The organism is Clostridium carnis, from assembly GCF_054657435.1.
On the sequence record NZ_BAAHYS010000001.1, the window covers coordinates 865,144 to 879,153 of the forward strand.

Consider the following 14,010-nt stretch of genomic DNA (forward strand, 5'->3'; position numbering starts at 1 on the left):
TTACTAATTATTAATAATTCTGAATTTAAACTTTTTACCTCTATTAATATATTTTAATAAATAATGTTGATTATGTAAAATAGAAGCTACTACATTTGTTCTTTTATCAGCCTTTTGTTCTGATATTAATATTTGTAATTCTCCCATATACCTCATATATCCTTCATTATCTATTGTAATATCTCCATATTTTTTATCAACTGTATTTTCAGGTTTTATTTTATTTCCTTTTAATAATAATCTACTTTCAGCAGCTCTAATTGCATCTCTAGCTGAGTCTGGTCTTGAACTATAGGTTTCTTTTAATAAATCTAATATAAATTCATTATCTGTTTTTGTATTTATTAAAAGTTCAACCACCTCTGGATTTAAAGATGATAATTCCTTAAGTTCCTTTATATTTGGTAGTGAGTCTCCAATAAATATAGATGTATTTCCTAAGGCAAATAAATGATTTGCAGCTTCTCTTACTTCCTTTCCTCTATGATCTTCTAATGTTGGTAGTCCATCTTTTAATGGGCTTCTTTTTCTATTATTAGATTGAACAAAGGCACAAGCTTTGATTCCTCTTTCTCTTAGCATATTATTCTTCTCTATCATACATTCTTCTGATATTCCTGTTCCTACCCTTGGATAAAAATTATGAAGAGCATCTATATTTTCATAATTTGGATTTTCTTTATCTAAAGCTTTAAAAAAATCTTCTGTTATAGTTGAAGCATTTAATTGTATTTTAATATTATAAGGATTTTTACTCATTTCTGATATTTCTTTTTCTGTATATCCAAAATCTATTCTTATTGTTTTAACTCCCATATCCTTTAAACCATTTAAATCCATATTCTTTAAATCTAAAAATTTAAAGGTATTTGGGGAAATATCACTTATTATATCCATATTGTATTCCTTAGCGATGCTAAAAAATTCTCTTACTTCAGCTTTTAAAACTTCATAATTTGCCTCTGGAATATGTAGTGAAGTAAATATTCTAGTAAATCCTAACTTATAAGCCTCCTTTAACAATTGAATATTTTCTTCTTTTGTATTATCTAAACCAAAATAAACTGAAAATCCAAAACTCATATTACTTACACCTCTATTATTCTATATATTTAAGAAAGTAGAAAACTAAGTTTTCTACTTTCTTCTTACTGTTAGCTACTATTTTATTTATTCTACTGGATCTTCAAATCCTAACATTTCTGTAAAGAAATAACCAGCAACATATGATGCTACTACTCCTGCTAAGAACACAAGAATCTTTCCATCTGCTATTAATAATGCTAGTGGTAATCCTGATACACCAAGTGCAACTGCTCCAACTTTAAATAATGCCATTACAGCACCACCTACTGCTGCTCCTAAACAAGCACCTAAGAATGGCTTACCTAAAGGTAATGTTACACCATATATTAAAGGTTCTCCAATTCCTAATACTCCTGGAACTAATCCATTTTTAGCTGTTTTCTTTAATCTTTCATTTTTTGTCTTTCTAAGCACTGCTATAGTTGCTCCAACTTGAGCCATACCAGCTGTTGCTAGTACTGGAAGTAATACTGTAAAACCAACGCTTGCTATTAAGTCTGCATGTATTGGTGTTAATGCTTGATGCATTCCTGTCATAACTAATGGTAAGAATAATCCACCTGATATAGCTCCTGATATAACTGAAACTATTGTATTATCTGATGCAATTGTATTAGCAACTACTACACCTATTGATTCTGATATAAATCCACCAACTGGTTGAAGTATAAATAAAGCTGCTAAAACTGAAACTGTTAATGTAACTAATGGAGTTACAAATAAATCTAATATATCTGGAACAAATTTTCTGCATGTCTTTTCAACAAAAACAGCTAAAACTACTACTAATATTACTGAAATAATTCCTCCACGTCCTGGAGTTAAAGCTTTTCCAAAAAGAGTTATATTTGCAAGTGCTCCTGATGAAAGGATACCACCTAGTACTCCACCCATCATAGGCATTTCAGATCCAAATTCCTTTGCTGCATTAAAACCAACTAAAACAGATAAAACAGAAAATACACCATTACCTATTAGTCCTATAATTTGTGCTGCTGTAGTTGTTTTATACGCATCTCCAAAATATACACCGGCTATATTATTTATTGCAAGTACAAGCCCACAAGCTACGAATAAAGGTATTAATGGAATAAATACATTTCCTAGCTTTTTAAGTATATTTTTAAACTTAGTATCATTTTTTTCTTTTAGTCTTGCTTTAGTTTCCTTAACTGCCTCTTCTCCAAGAACAACAGGCTTTCCTACAATTTTACTTACCTCACTAGTTACTTTATTTACTTTACCTGGTCCATAAATAACTTGTAATTGACCTTCTGCTTGTACTACTCCAAGAGCTCCTTCTGATTTTTTAATTGCTTCAATATTAACTATTGAATAATCTCTAAGCTCTAGTCTACAACGAGTCATACAATTCGCTACAGATTTGATATTAGTTTTCCCACCAACTAGTTCTACTAGCTTTTTTGCAATTTCTTGATTTGTCATTTTTATTCCCCCTTATTTTTATTAATATATTTCAATGCTTCTGAAATATAACCTCTACTACTATTTAGCACTACACTTGCCTCTTCTTTTTTTAATTCTGATAAAATCATAAATATAGCAAGTTTAACATCATATTTTGTTTTTTCTAAAACTTCCTCTGCCTCTTTAATATCTACTTCTGTAGCTTCACATACTATTCTCTTTGCTCTTTCAACTAGTTTTTCATTAGTTGCCTTCACATCTACCATTAAATTGCCATATACTTTTCCAAGCTTTATCATCGCTCCTGTAGAAAGCATATTTAAAACTAACTTTTGTGCTGTACCTGATTTTAACCTTGTTGACCCTGTAATAACCTCTGCCCCAACTACTGGTGCTATTGATATCATGGCCTCCTTTGCTACAGCTGAATTTGCATTACAAGTAACTGAAATTGTTAGTGCACCTATTTCATTTGCATATTCCAATGCTCCTATAACATAGGGAGTTCTTCCTGATGCTGCAAGACCTACTACTATATCATTTTCAGTAATATTTCTTTCTTTTAAATCTGAAACAGCTAATTCTTTTGAATCTTCCGCACCTTCTTTTGCTCTAAATATAGCTTCTGTTCCTCCTGCTATAATTCCTTGAACTAACTCTTCTGAAACTCCATATGTTGGTGGACACTCTGAAGCATCTAATACTCCAAGTCTTCCTGAAGTTCCTGCTCCTATATAAATTAGTCTTCCATCCTTATGCATTTTTTCAACTATTCCATCTATTGCTTTTGCTATTTGAGGAAGTTCTTTTTCAACTGCTTCTGCAACCTTCTTATCTTCTGAATTTATTTTTCTCACCATTTCTAGTGTTGAAAGGTTGTCTATATCTAGCGTATTTTCATTTCTACTTTCTGTTGTTAATTGCTTTAAATTTAATTTATCCATATCTACTCCTCCTAAACAACAAGTTAATTATAAATTCATCATTCTTGATTACGTTTTCACTTTATGGTTTTATATTACCACCTTTGAAATATTATTTCAAGTATTTTTTTATAAATTAAAATTATGTTTCATGATTTCAATTTTATTATTATCTTCTTAAGAAAAAAAGTCTATATTACTAAAAAATAAAAATGGTATAATATTCTTAATAACTAAACTATCGATAAAGGAGTTTTTTATATGAAGAAAAGATTTTTATCAATTATTATTACAACACTATTATCCTTCTCAGTATTAGTTAGCTGCTCAAATAATATAACTGCTAATGAAAAAAATAATTATTCAAAAGAAGAAATTACTATAGATGCTAATGCTGATTTAAAAAAAGAAAACAATAAAGAAGAAAATAATAATAAAGTATCTAATAATAATGAAGTATCTAATAATAAAAATAGCAATAATGCACCTATTGAAAATGATTCTTTTACTACTGAGGATTCTATAAAAAAATCTTTTGAAAACTCATTAACTAATCTTTATAAAAATGATTATTCCATTGAGAAAAATAAAGATTTAGCAAAAGAATTTATAAAGAAGAACTTTACTGAAAATGGAACTGAAAAAATAAATGAAAGAATTAAAGAGTATAATTCTAAATTAGATTTCTCTGATTTAACTATTACTGGTATTAAAGAAATAAAAAATATTGATGGGAACAAGTACTTAAATACATATGAAATTAGATATAATATTACTGTTATTGATGAAAAACCTTCTATTTATTCAGATATTATTGGAGTAGTTGTTACAGATAAGAGCGGGCAGGTATTAATAGATTCAATAAATCAAGGGAATTTTTAAAAATGATTTCCCTTATTTAAAAACCTACTTTAAGTTTAAATAAATAAATGGTTATGCTTAAGGGACTATATCACAATGTTAAGTGATATAGTCCCTTAAAACATAACTCTTTGTTATTTTCTATATTTTATACACTAAAGAATTTTGTAAATGCTTTAACTGTATAATAGTTGTCTTTAACTGCAGCAAGTTCTTTAATTGAATGCATTCCAAGAACTGGAGCTCCCATATCTATTACTGGTATAGTAAGATTTGCTGATGTAACTGGACCTATTGTTGTTCCCCCTCTTACATCTGACCTATTTACAAACTTTTGATATGGAACTTCTGCTGCATTACATACACTTTCAAATATTGCAGCATTATAACTATCTGTACTATAGCTTCCTGATGCAGCCATTTTTAATACTGGTCCACCTTCTAAAACTGGTCTATTTGTTGGATCATGTGTTTCTGGAACATTTGGATGTACAGCATGAGCTAAATCAGCTGATATCATTACTGAATTTGATAATGTTCTATGGAAGCCTTCTCTATCTTCTCCTAAAGCTATTGTGATTCTTTCTAATATATTAATTAATAAATTAGAACTAGCCCCTTGAGCTGTTAAGTTTCCTATTTCTTCATTATCTATACAAACCATAACCTTTGTTGCAGAATTTTCTTCTGAATCAACTAAAGCCTTAATTCCTGCATAAACCATCCACATATCATCAAGTCTTCCTGTTGAAATAAGTTCTTCATTCATTCCTACTAAAGAACCTTTTTCAATTTCATATAGACCTAAATCAAAGCTTAAAATATCTTCTGCTTTAACATTTAATTCATCTGCTAAAAGCTTAACTAAGTATCCATCCTTTTCAAACTTTTCATTAATTAAACCTAGTAAAGGAAGTGTATCCTTTTGTCTATTTATGTTAAACCCTTCATTTACACTTCTATTCATATGAATTGCAAGACTTGGTATAACAAGTAAAGGTCTATTAATATTAACAAGTTTTACTTCTGGTTTTATTGGAGAAGCTCCTTTTAAAGATACTTTTCCAGCTAATCCAAGAGGTCTATCAAACCAAGTATAAAGTATTGGTCCTCCATAAACTTCTGTGTTTAATTTTAAGTATTTTCCTTCACCAATCATTTCTGGATTTGGTTTAATTCTAAATCCTGGTGCATCTGTATGTGCTCCTATTAATCTAAAACCTTCTTCTGATACTTTACCATCTCCAACTACAAATGCAATTAACGCTGATCCATTTTTTATAACATAATACTTACCTTTTGATTGTAAGTTCCACTTTTCACATTCCTTTACTTCTGAAAATCCATTATTATCTAGCATTTTTTTTATAGTTACAACACTATGAAAAGCTGATGGACTTTCATATAAAAAATCTATTAATTCTAAAGCTAATTTCTTCTCCATAAATTTTTCCTCCTACTGTAATCTTTATTGAATTTTATTATATTAATATATTATATCACATTTTAGAATTTATCCTTTTATGTTATTAATTATTTAATTTTATTTTTAGTAATTTTTAGGATATAATGAAATTTGATTACTTAATTGCATATATAAATTAATTTATTGAAAAAATATTTATAATAGATTGGAGTGATAAAAATGCTATCTAATTTTTTGGTAAAGTCCTTTATTAAAAATAACGAAGATACAAAAAACCCTAAAGTCAGAAATTCATATGGAACCTTAGGTGGGATTATTGGGATATTTATAAACTCATTATTATTTATAATAAAGTTTTTTGTTGGAATATTTGTTGGATCTATTGCTATTTCTGCTGATGCTTTTAACAACTTATCAGATGCTGCATCATCTATAATTACAATAGTAGGATTTAAAATGGCAAATAAACCTGCTGATGCTGAGCATCCATTTGGTCATGGAAGAATTGAGTATCTTTCTGCATTATTAGTTGCCTTTATGGTAATGCTTGTTGGACTTCAATTTATAAAATCTTCAGTTCAAAGAATACTTAATCCTATACCTGTTACCTTTGAACTTATTCCCTTTATATTATTACTAATATCAATTGGATTTAAATTATGGTTATCAAATTTTAATAAATTTATCGGTAATGAAATAAATTCATCAGCATTAAAAGCTGCTGCAACAGATGCATTAGGTGATGTATTTACAACAAGTACAGTTGTTATATCATTTTTAATTGCAAAATTCACTACCTTCCCAATTGATGGATATATTGGAGTACTAGTTGCTTTAGCTATTTTATATGCAGGCTTTAGCCTTGTACGTGAAACTCTTAATCCACTACTTGGAGAAGCTCCTGAACCTGAACTTGTAAATGGTATATGTGAAAAAGTATTATCATATCCTAATATTACAGGCGTTCATGATTTAATAGTTCATAATTATGGGCCAGGTAGAGTTATTGCATCTATTCATGCTGAAATTCCTTCTGATATAGATATTATGGAAATTCATAATGTAATAGATACTGCGGAAAGAGAAATTTCTAAAGAACTTAATCTTCATTTAGTAATACACATGGATCCTATTTGTGTTCTTACTGATGAAATTAAAGAAACATGGACTTTTGTTGAAAAAATACTTAGAACTTATCCTGCAATAAAATCTATGCATGATTTTAGAATTGTAGGCGAAGGAGAAATTAAAAATTTAATTTTTGATATAGTTCTTAATCCTACTGAAAATATTGATAAAGAATCTCAAGATAAAATGTTAATGGATATAAAAAGTGCTATAAAAAAAGATCATCCTCAATATAATTGTGTTATAACACTTGATTATGATTTTGTATAAAATTTAATTTTTAATCAAATCATTTTAACCTTCTTATAATATTAATTTCATTAGTATTATAAGGAGGTTTTCTTATTTTTTATAGTTAATTTCTGGTTTAAAAATACTTTTATCTTGTTATATCCTCTATGAAAACTCTTGACAAAGCTTCATGTTTATAATATTATGTATTTATAGTAAATACAAGTGTATTCAAAGTAAATACACTTTCAATATAAAAAGGGGGCAATTTTATGAAAAAGGGGTCTTTAATTTTAAATATTTTTATTGCTTTAATAGCTGGTATACTTATAGGTTTTGTATGTCGATCATATGAAATAACATTTATTATACGATTATTAGCTACTTTCAGTGGTTTATTTGGTAACTTTTTATCATTTTTAATTCCATTGATAATAATAGGCTTTATAGTACCTGGGATATCTTCCTTAGGTCATAAATCTGGAAGAGGACTTTTAATAACTACACTTGTTTGTTATATATCAACAATTATAGCTGGTTTTCTTACTTATTTTGTTGGATCAAGCTTATTACCAAAACTTATAAAGGGAGCAACTTTAGTAGAAGCCTCTACTTCTTCTATTTCTCCTTACTTCTCATTAGAAATTCCACCAATAATGGGTGTAATGACAGCTTTAGTATTTGCATTTTTAATGGGAATTGGTTTATCAAAAATAAAAAATAGTACTCTTTTAAAAATATCTCAAGAGTTCAATGAAGTTATGTTACTTGTTGTATCTAAAGTATTAATACCTATAGTTCCAGTTTATATAGGTTGTATATTTGCTAAGTTAAGCTTTAGTGGAGAAATGTTTACAACACTTAAAAACTTTGGAATAGTTTATGTAATATTATTCTCACTTCAAGCTATATATCTTATAATTCAATACTTATTAGCTGGAAGTATAAAAAAAGAAAATCCTTTAAAGTTACTAAAAAATATGTTACCAGCTTATTTAACTGCAGTTGGAACTCAATCTTCTGCTGCTACTATTCCTGTAACATTACAATCTGTTAATAATAATAATGTTAATGAAGAAATTGCTGACTTCGTAGTTCCATTAGCTGCCACTATTCACTTAGCTGGAGATACTATAACTTTAGTATTAACTTCAATGGCCGTAATGTACATGAATGGAAAAGTTCCATCATTTGAATTAATGTTACCTTTTATCTTTATGTTAGGTGTAACAATGATTGCAGCGCCTGGAATACCTGGTGGTGGTGTTATGGCAGCACTTGGACTTTTAGAATCAATGCTTGGATTTGGTGGTTTAGAAAAGCCTATTATGATTGCATTACATGTTGCTCAAGATAGCTTTGGAACAGCTACTAATGTAACAGGTGATGGAGCTATTGCAATTATAATTGACTATATAATCAATAGAAAAAAACAACCTGTCCTAGAGCTAAAAAAAGCAGAGAAGAACTGTCCTGCTTAATAAATACTACTATAATAGCCGTACACTAATAATTTAAAGTGTACGGCTTATTTCTAAGAAGAGATTTCAGATACACAAAATTTTTTACACGGTCTTTTTTAAATTATCAATAGCTTCTTTATCTTTTCTTTTTACTGATTTAGTACTACTAGAAATTAATTCTTTATATCTTTTCATATAAAAGAAATCGTCTCTAGTTTCAACTTCAAATTCTGGAGTATTATTGTAGACTGTTTTATTAGCTACAATATAAAAATCGATTCTATATAATTTATACATTATAATAAATTTTCTTTTGTTTATATTTATATAATTCTAACAAATTTTTCTTTGTTTTTTTAGCTTCCTCATAGTAAGTTATTATATCGTTTATACCTTTATAAAAGCCTAAATGGATACTCTTCTTTAATATTTTTATCCCCTTTTCCATTATTACTTTATTATTTTCTTCTTTTCCTATTTGTAAAAGTTTAATGCCACTAACATATACACTTTTACCTTGTTCTATCCAATATCCTGATTTTTTTATATCTCCAATTTTATCTGTATAATCACTTATACTACTATTATTCTTATATAGATAGTACTCTAAATTTGAATATGCTTTTGTTGATCCATAATGTATTGCTCTTAAGTAATAATCTTCAACAGGCATTTTATTTATTTCCTTATATAATCCCTCTTCTACTAACGTTCCTATGAAGTTCATAGTCTTTCCTAAATCAAGTAGCATAACCTCATTTATATAGTCCTCTGCTGCTTCATAATTTTTTTCTACCCCAATTCCAACTATATTATAATAAGCTAATTTTAAATCGCCCTCTACAATATTTGCTTCTCTTAAAAGTAATGCCCCTTCGTAAGCTTTATGATAATCCTTTTTTATTCCTATTCCTAACTCATAGATTTCTATAATATTCATTAAAGCTTCTACATTATATTCTTTAGCAGCTTTTTTATACCAAGAAATTGCCTCTTTTATATTTGCCTTTACAAATATACCATGCTTATACCAGTTTCCAAGCTTTATCATTGCCTTTTGTGATCCTTGCTCAGCTGCTAAAATAAAGTATTTAAAGGCTTCCTCATTATTTTTCGTTACTCCTACACCATATGCATATAAAAGTCCATAATAATAAACAGCTTCTTCAATCTCATTTTCCATTGCATATTCTATATACTCTAAAACTTCCTTTTCATCTACATCCTTTTCATTAAACACATCTATTAAAAGTTCACTAGCTAATACTTCAGCTGCATATGCAGATCCATTTTCATATGCTTTTTTTAAATATTCAAATCCCTTTTCTCTAGATTCTTCTAAATATGCCACACCTAATACATATAAAGAATGTGCATCTCCATCAGTTGCTGCAATTTTCATATATTCTAAAGACTTTTGTTTATCCTTTTTAACACCTTCACCATTAAAATACATAATTCCTAATCTTTGAGTTGATTTCAAATCACCATTATTATGTCCTTTTAAATAATTTACTAAAGCAAGTTCTATATTATTATCTTCTTCGTATAACTTACCAACCTTGTAATACAACTCTATATTTCCATTTTCTATACTTTCCTTATAAAGTTCAAAGGCATTTTCTCTATCTTCATCTACATAAAAGCCAAAGTAATACATATCTCCTAGACTATCAAGGCAATTTATATCACCCTTTTCCGCCCCCTTTGATAAATACAAAAATGCTTTTTTATAATTTATATCTATATTATTTCCTTCTAAGTATGATTGTCCTAAAATATAATACGCATCCTCAAATCCATTTTCAGCTGCCTCTTCTAACCAATAATAAGCCTTAAATATATTTTTTTCACAACCCTCCCCATTTTTATATAAATATGAAAGTGCATATTGGGCAGGTGCAAACTCATTTTCTGCTGCTTTTTTATACCATTCAAAAGAATAATCTAAATTTTGCTCAACTTCTTCCCCTGAAAAATAAATATATCCTAATGAATATTGAGAAAATGCATTTCCCTTCATTGCAGCTTTTTTATACCACTCTAACGCCTTATCAATATTTTTTTCTCCACCAAATCCCTTTTCATAAAATAAAGCTAAATACCCCTCTGCATATTCATTTCCTTGTTCTGCTGCCATTTCAAAGTATTCTCTTGCTTTAAAATAATCTTTATCAACATTTTTTCCTAAATAATAAAGTTCTCCAGCTAAAAGGTATTCCTCTCCATTTTCAAATATATCACAATCCTCTTTATCATCCTCTAAGTCTTCTATATCCTCTTCATTATCCTCATTACTTCCTATATCAAAATATCCAACTTCTTCATCAATATTAAGTCTTTTATCATTATTAGATTTCCCCAATATACCTTTTGCAAATAAACATTCTTCAAAAACTATTTTTTCTTCTCTACTTAAATTATCATAAAATAATGAATAATCTTCTTCTCCACAATTTACTACAAACCATACAATTAACTCATAAATAACAAAAAATTCTTTATATATAATTTTCATATCCTCTGAAACATCTTCTTTCTTATTTATCTTAAGTTGTTCTTTACTAATTTCTCCTATATAATTAAGCAATTTTTTCATTAATTCATATGGTAAAATATCCTTACTAGATAAATATCTAATATTTTCAATCAAAGAATTTTCACTGTTATAAAAAATTCTATTATATAAATGAATTGTAATAATTATATGTTGTAAAATTTTTATTATCTTGGAGCAAATCGCCTTTGGCTCATCTTCATCCTCTAAACTTTTTATGCTATGGTGCAAATCCTTAAACTCTAATAGTAAAAAATCATAGTCAAAATTTACCCTCATTATTCCTCCTAGCCTTTTTATTTGATTAATACTATTTTATTAATATTTCATATAGTGTAGAACAATTTGAAAATTGAAAATGGACATTGAATGCTAAATTTATTAACACTCAATGTCCATTTTTATAATACCTTAGATAAAAAATCTATCGTTCTTGGGTTTTTAGGGTTATTAAATATTTCTTCTGGAGTTCCCTGCTCTACTATATTTCCTCCATCCATAAATAATATTCTATCTCCAACTTCCTTTGCAAATCCCATTTCATGAGTTACTACTATCATTGTCATACCTTCTTTTGCAAGATCTTTCATAACATTCAGTACTTCTCCAACCATTTCTGGATCTAATGCTGAAGTTGGCTCATCAAATAACATCACATCCGGTTCCATAGCTAATGCTCTAGCTATAGCTATTCTTTGCTTTTGCCCTCCTGATAATGATGCAGGATAAGCATCTGCCTTTTCTTTTAATCCTACTCTAGCTAAAAGTTTCATTGCTTTTTCTTCTGCTTCACTTTTAGAAATATTTTTAACTTGTGTAGGTGCTATTGTTAGATTTTTTAAAACTGTTTTATGTGGAAATAAATTAAATTGTTGAAAAACCATTCCCATCTTTTCTCTTATTTTGTTTATATCAGCTTTTTTATCAGTTATATTAGTTCCCTCAAAAATTATTTCACCATCTGTTGGTGTTTCTAATAAATTTAAGCATCTTAAAAATGTACTTTTTCCAGATCCTGAAGGACCTATAACAACTACAACTTCGCCTTTTTTAATGTGTTCATTAACACCCTTTAAAACTTCATTTTTACCAAAATATTTATGCAAATTATTAACGTGTATCACCGGCCTTCAATCTCCTTTCAAAATAATTCATAAGTCTTCCTAATGAAAATGTCATAACAAAATAAAATGCTGCTGCTACCATTAGTGGTTCAAAGCCTCTAAAGCTTGATCCTCTTACAACCTTAGCTGCATACATAAGCTCTGCAACTCCAATAACTGATGCCATTGAAGATTCTTTTATTATAGCAACAAACTCATTACCAATAGCAGGTAATATATTTCTTATAGCTTGTGGCATAATTATTAATCTCATAGCTTTAACTTGACTCATCCCAAGACTTCTTGCAGCCTCCATTTGCCCTTTATCAACAGCATCTATACCAGCTCTTATAATCTCTGACACATATGCAGATGAATTTAATGATATTGCAATTACTGCTGAGGTTACTGCTTCTAAGCTAACTCCAAAAATCATTTCTGATCCAACATAAACCATCATTATTTGAAGTAATAAAGGTGTTCCTCTTATTAACTCAATATATACAGTTGCTATAAGCTTAAGCGGTTTTATCTTCCATATATGAAAATTTGAACGTTTCATAAAACATAAGATTGATCCTAATATAACTCCAACACAAACTGTTATTAATGATATAAGTAATGTCCATTTAGCACCATCAATAAAATATGACATATACTTAGATAAAAAACTAAAATCTAACTCCATAACACTAACCCCCTATAATAATTAGAAAATGGACAAACTAGTGTCCATTTTCTAATCTAACTTCTAACTAGTTACTAGCTGCTTCTGCTGCTAAATTATTTGCATCTAATATAAATTGACTTAATTTCTTTTCATCTGTAATTCTTTTAATTGTTTTATTTATTTGTTCTGCTAATTCTGGTGAATTCTTCTTAATAGCTACAGCTGATCCACCTTCTTCATCTTTTACTTTTTCTTCTGAAATAGCAAGTTCTGAATTTTGCTTAACTACCATTTCAGCAACTGGTAATTCACATACTAATGCGTCTATTTTTCCTGATTTTAATTCAAGTATTAAATCATTAACATTTGAAAGTAATTGCATTTGTGCATCTGGAATTAATTTAGCTGCTAAGTCTGCTTGAATTGAGCCCATTTGAGCTCCTATCTTCTTTCCCTTTAATGCTTCAAAGCTCTTATATTTATCTTTATCTTCGCCCTTTATAACTATTCCGTGTTGCGCTGTATAATATATATCTGAAAAATCTACTGCTTGACGTCTTTCTTCTGTTGGACTCATTCCTGAGATAATCATATCTATTTTTCCTGCTGGAAGTGAAGTTATTAATGAATCAAACTCCATATCTTTAATTTCTAATTCAACACCTAAATCCTTAGCTATTTCCTTAGCTATTTCAACATCAAATCCTACTATTTCATCTTTTCCATCTTTTTTAATATGAAATTCATATGGCGCATAATCTGCACTTAAACCAAGTACAATCTTACCATTTGATTTAATAGTAGCTAATGCATCTTTTGAATTAGAAGCACTACTTCCTTCTTTTTTTCCTCCACAACCTATTAAACCTAAACTCATAACTCCAATTAAAGTTACCCCAATAATCTTTTTTAACATTCCATTTTTCATTTAAAAAATCCCCCTTTTTATTACTTCTATATTATAATTATTATTCCCATTTACGATAGCATAATTATACATCACTATTTTATATTTATGCAATAGCTTTTTAAATAAATTTTTATATTTTTTTTATATTTTATAATTTTTCTAGAAAATATTAAAATTTTATAGAGTTTTTTCACATATACATATCTAACAAATGTTAATTTATA

At 28.3% G+C, this 14,010-nt stretch carries 12 protein-coding genes; 3 read left to right on the forward strand and 9 right to left on the reverse strand.

Annotated elements, in window-relative coordinates:
• Nucleotides 1–3: 3 nt before the first annotated feature.
• The 3 genes from ACYQ1T_RS04020 to murQ all read right to left on the reverse strand — a co-directional run bounded on the left by ACYQ1T_RS04020 (nt 4) and on the right by murQ (nt 3,458).
• Nucleotides 4–1,083, reverse strand: coding sequence for a DUF871 domain-containing protein (locus ACYQ1T_RS04020; protein ID WP_459832083.1), 1,080 nt, complete (start codon nt 1,081–1,083; stop codon nt 4–6).
• Nucleotides 1,084–1,170: 87 nt separating this feature from the next.
• The gene (locus ACYQ1T_RS04025; RefSeq protein WP_459832086.1) at nt 1,171–2,532 is read right to left on the reverse strand and encodes a PTS transporter subunit EIIC; all 1,362 of its coding nucleotides are present in this window, start codon (nt 2,530–2,532) and stop codon (nt 1,171–1,173) included.
• A gap of 2 nt (nt 2,533–2,534) precedes the next feature.
• Nucleotides 2,535–3,458 carry an N-acetylmuramic acid 6-phosphate etherase gene (gene murQ, locus ACYQ1T_RS04030; RefSeq protein WP_459832089.1) on the reverse strand — a complete coding sequence of 308 codons (924 nt, stop codon included), beginning with the start codon at nt 3,456–3,458 and terminating at the stop codon, nt 2,535–2,537.
• A gap of 240 nt (nt 3,459–3,698) precedes the next feature.
• Here murQ and ACYQ1T_RS04035 point away from each other — a divergent pair, with 240 nt between their 5' ends.
• Entirely contained in the window at nt 3,699–4,319 is a 621-nt protein-coding gene (locus ACYQ1T_RS04035; RefSeq protein ID WP_459832091.1) for a hypothetical protein, read from the forward strand.
• Between the two features lie 127 nt (nt 4,320–4,446).
• Here the strand turns inward: ACYQ1T_RS04035 and ACYQ1T_RS04040 are convergent, their stop codons facing one another.
• The gene (locus tag ACYQ1T_RS04040; protein ID WP_459832093.1) at nt 4,447–5,742 is read right to left on the reverse strand and encodes a M18 family aminopeptidase; all 1,296 of its coding nucleotides are present in this window, start codon (nt 5,740–5,742) and stop codon (nt 4,447–4,449) included.
• Nucleotides 5,743–5,943: 201 nt separating this feature from the next.
• On the opposite strand from ACYQ1T_RS04040, the gene ACYQ1T_RS04045 reads away from it, so the two are divergent.
• Nucleotides 5,944–7,122: a cation diffusion facilitator family transporter gene (locus ACYQ1T_RS04045; RefSeq protein WP_459832095.1), complete on the forward strand. Its 1,179-nt coding sequence runs from the start codon at nt 5,944–5,946 to the stop codon at nt 7,120–7,122.
• A 233-nt stretch (nt 7,123–7,355) separates the two neighbouring features.
• On the forward strand, nt 7,356–8,564 hold the full coding sequence (locus ACYQ1T_RS04050; RefSeq protein ID WP_459832098.1) for a dicarboxylate/amino acid:cation symporter: 1,209 nt from the start codon (nt 7,356–7,358) through the stop codon (nt 8,562–8,564).
• 84 nt (nt 8,565–8,648) lie between these two features.
• On the opposite strand, the gene ACYQ1T_RS04055 is transcribed toward ACYQ1T_RS04050, so the two are convergent.
• The 5 genes from ACYQ1T_RS04055 to ACYQ1T_RS04075 all read right to left on the reverse strand — a co-directional run bounded on the left by ACYQ1T_RS04055 (nt 8,649) and on the right by ACYQ1T_RS04075 (nt 13,804).
• Complete coding sequence (locus ACYQ1T_RS04055) at nt 8,649–8,843, reverse strand: hypothetical protein (RefSeq protein ID WP_459832102.1); 195 nt, start codon at nt 8,841–8,843, stop codon at nt 8,649–8,651.
• Entirely contained in the window at nt 8,836–11,382 is a 2,547-nt protein-coding gene (locus tag ACYQ1T_RS04060; protein ID WP_459832106.1) for an SEL1-like repeat protein, read from the reverse strand. The genes ACYQ1T_RS04055 and ACYQ1T_RS04060 overlap by 8 nt, the downstream gene beginning before the upstream one ends.
• Before the next feature lie 122 nt (nt 11,383–11,504).
• Nucleotides 11,505–12,227, reverse strand: a complete 723-nt coding sequence (locus tag ACYQ1T_RS04065) for an amino acid ABC transporter ATP-binding protein (protein WP_459832108.1) — start codon at nt 12,225–12,227, stop codon at nt 11,505–11,507.
• A complete protein-coding gene (locus tag ACYQ1T_RS04070; protein ID WP_459832110.1) occupies nt 12,214–12,894 on the reverse strand; it encodes an amino acid ABC transporter permease in 681 nt (226 codons plus the stop codon). Before ACYQ1T_RS04070 ends, ACYQ1T_RS04065 begins: the two co-directional genes overlap by 14 nt.
• A 67-nt stretch (nt 12,895–12,961) precedes the next feature.
• Entirely contained in the window at nt 12,962–13,804 is an 843-nt protein-coding gene (locus ACYQ1T_RS04075; protein WP_459832112.1) for an ABC transporter substrate-binding protein, read from the reverse strand.
• Between the last annotated feature and the right edge of the window lie 206 nt (nt 13,805–14,010).

Excerpts from the sequence above, each read along its gene's own strand:
- ACYQ1T_RS04020 (WP_459832083.1), bottom strand. The coding sequence starts at position 1,083 with ATGAGTTTTGGATTTTCAGTTTATTTTGGTTTAGATAATACAAAAGAA.
- ACYQ1T_RS04025 (WP_459832086.1), bottom strand. The coding sequence starts at position 2,532 with ATGACAAATCAAGAAATTGCAAAAAAGCTAGTAGAACTAGTTGGTGGG.
- murQ (WP_459832089.1), bottom strand. The coding sequence starts at position 3,458 with ATGGATAAATTAAATTTAAAGCAATTAACAACAGAAAGTAGAAATGAA.
- ACYQ1T_RS04035 (WP_459832091.1), top strand. The coding sequence starts at position 3,699 with ATGAAGAAAAGATTTTTATCAATTATTATTACAACACTATTATCCTTC.
- ACYQ1T_RS04040 (WP_459832093.1), bottom strand. The coding sequence starts at position 5,742 with ATGGAGAAGAAATTAGCTTTAGAATTAATAGATTTTTTATATGAAAGT.
- ACYQ1T_RS04045 (WP_459832095.1), top strand. The coding sequence starts at position 5,944 with ATGCTATCTAATTTTTTGGTAAAGTCCTTTATTAAAAATAACGAAGAT.
- ACYQ1T_RS04050 (WP_459832098.1), top strand. The coding sequence starts at position 7,356 with ATGAAAAAGGGGTCTTTAATTTTAAATATTTTTATTGCTTTAATAGCT.
- ACYQ1T_RS04055 (WP_459832102.1), bottom strand. The coding sequence starts at position 8,843 with ATGTATAAATTATATAGAATCGATTTTTATATTGTAGCTAATAAAACA.
- ACYQ1T_RS04060 (WP_459832106.1), bottom strand. The coding sequence starts at position 11,382 with ATGAGGGTAAATTTTGACTATGATTTTTTACTATTAGAGTTTAAGGAT.
- ACYQ1T_RS04070 (WP_459832110.1), bottom strand. The coding sequence starts at position 12,894 with ATGGAGTTAGATTTTAGTTTTTTATCTAAGTATATGTCATATTTTATT.
- ACYQ1T_RS04075 (WP_459832112.1), bottom strand. The coding sequence starts at position 13,804 with ATGAAAAATGGAATGTTAAAAAAGATTATTGGGGTAACTTTAATTGGA.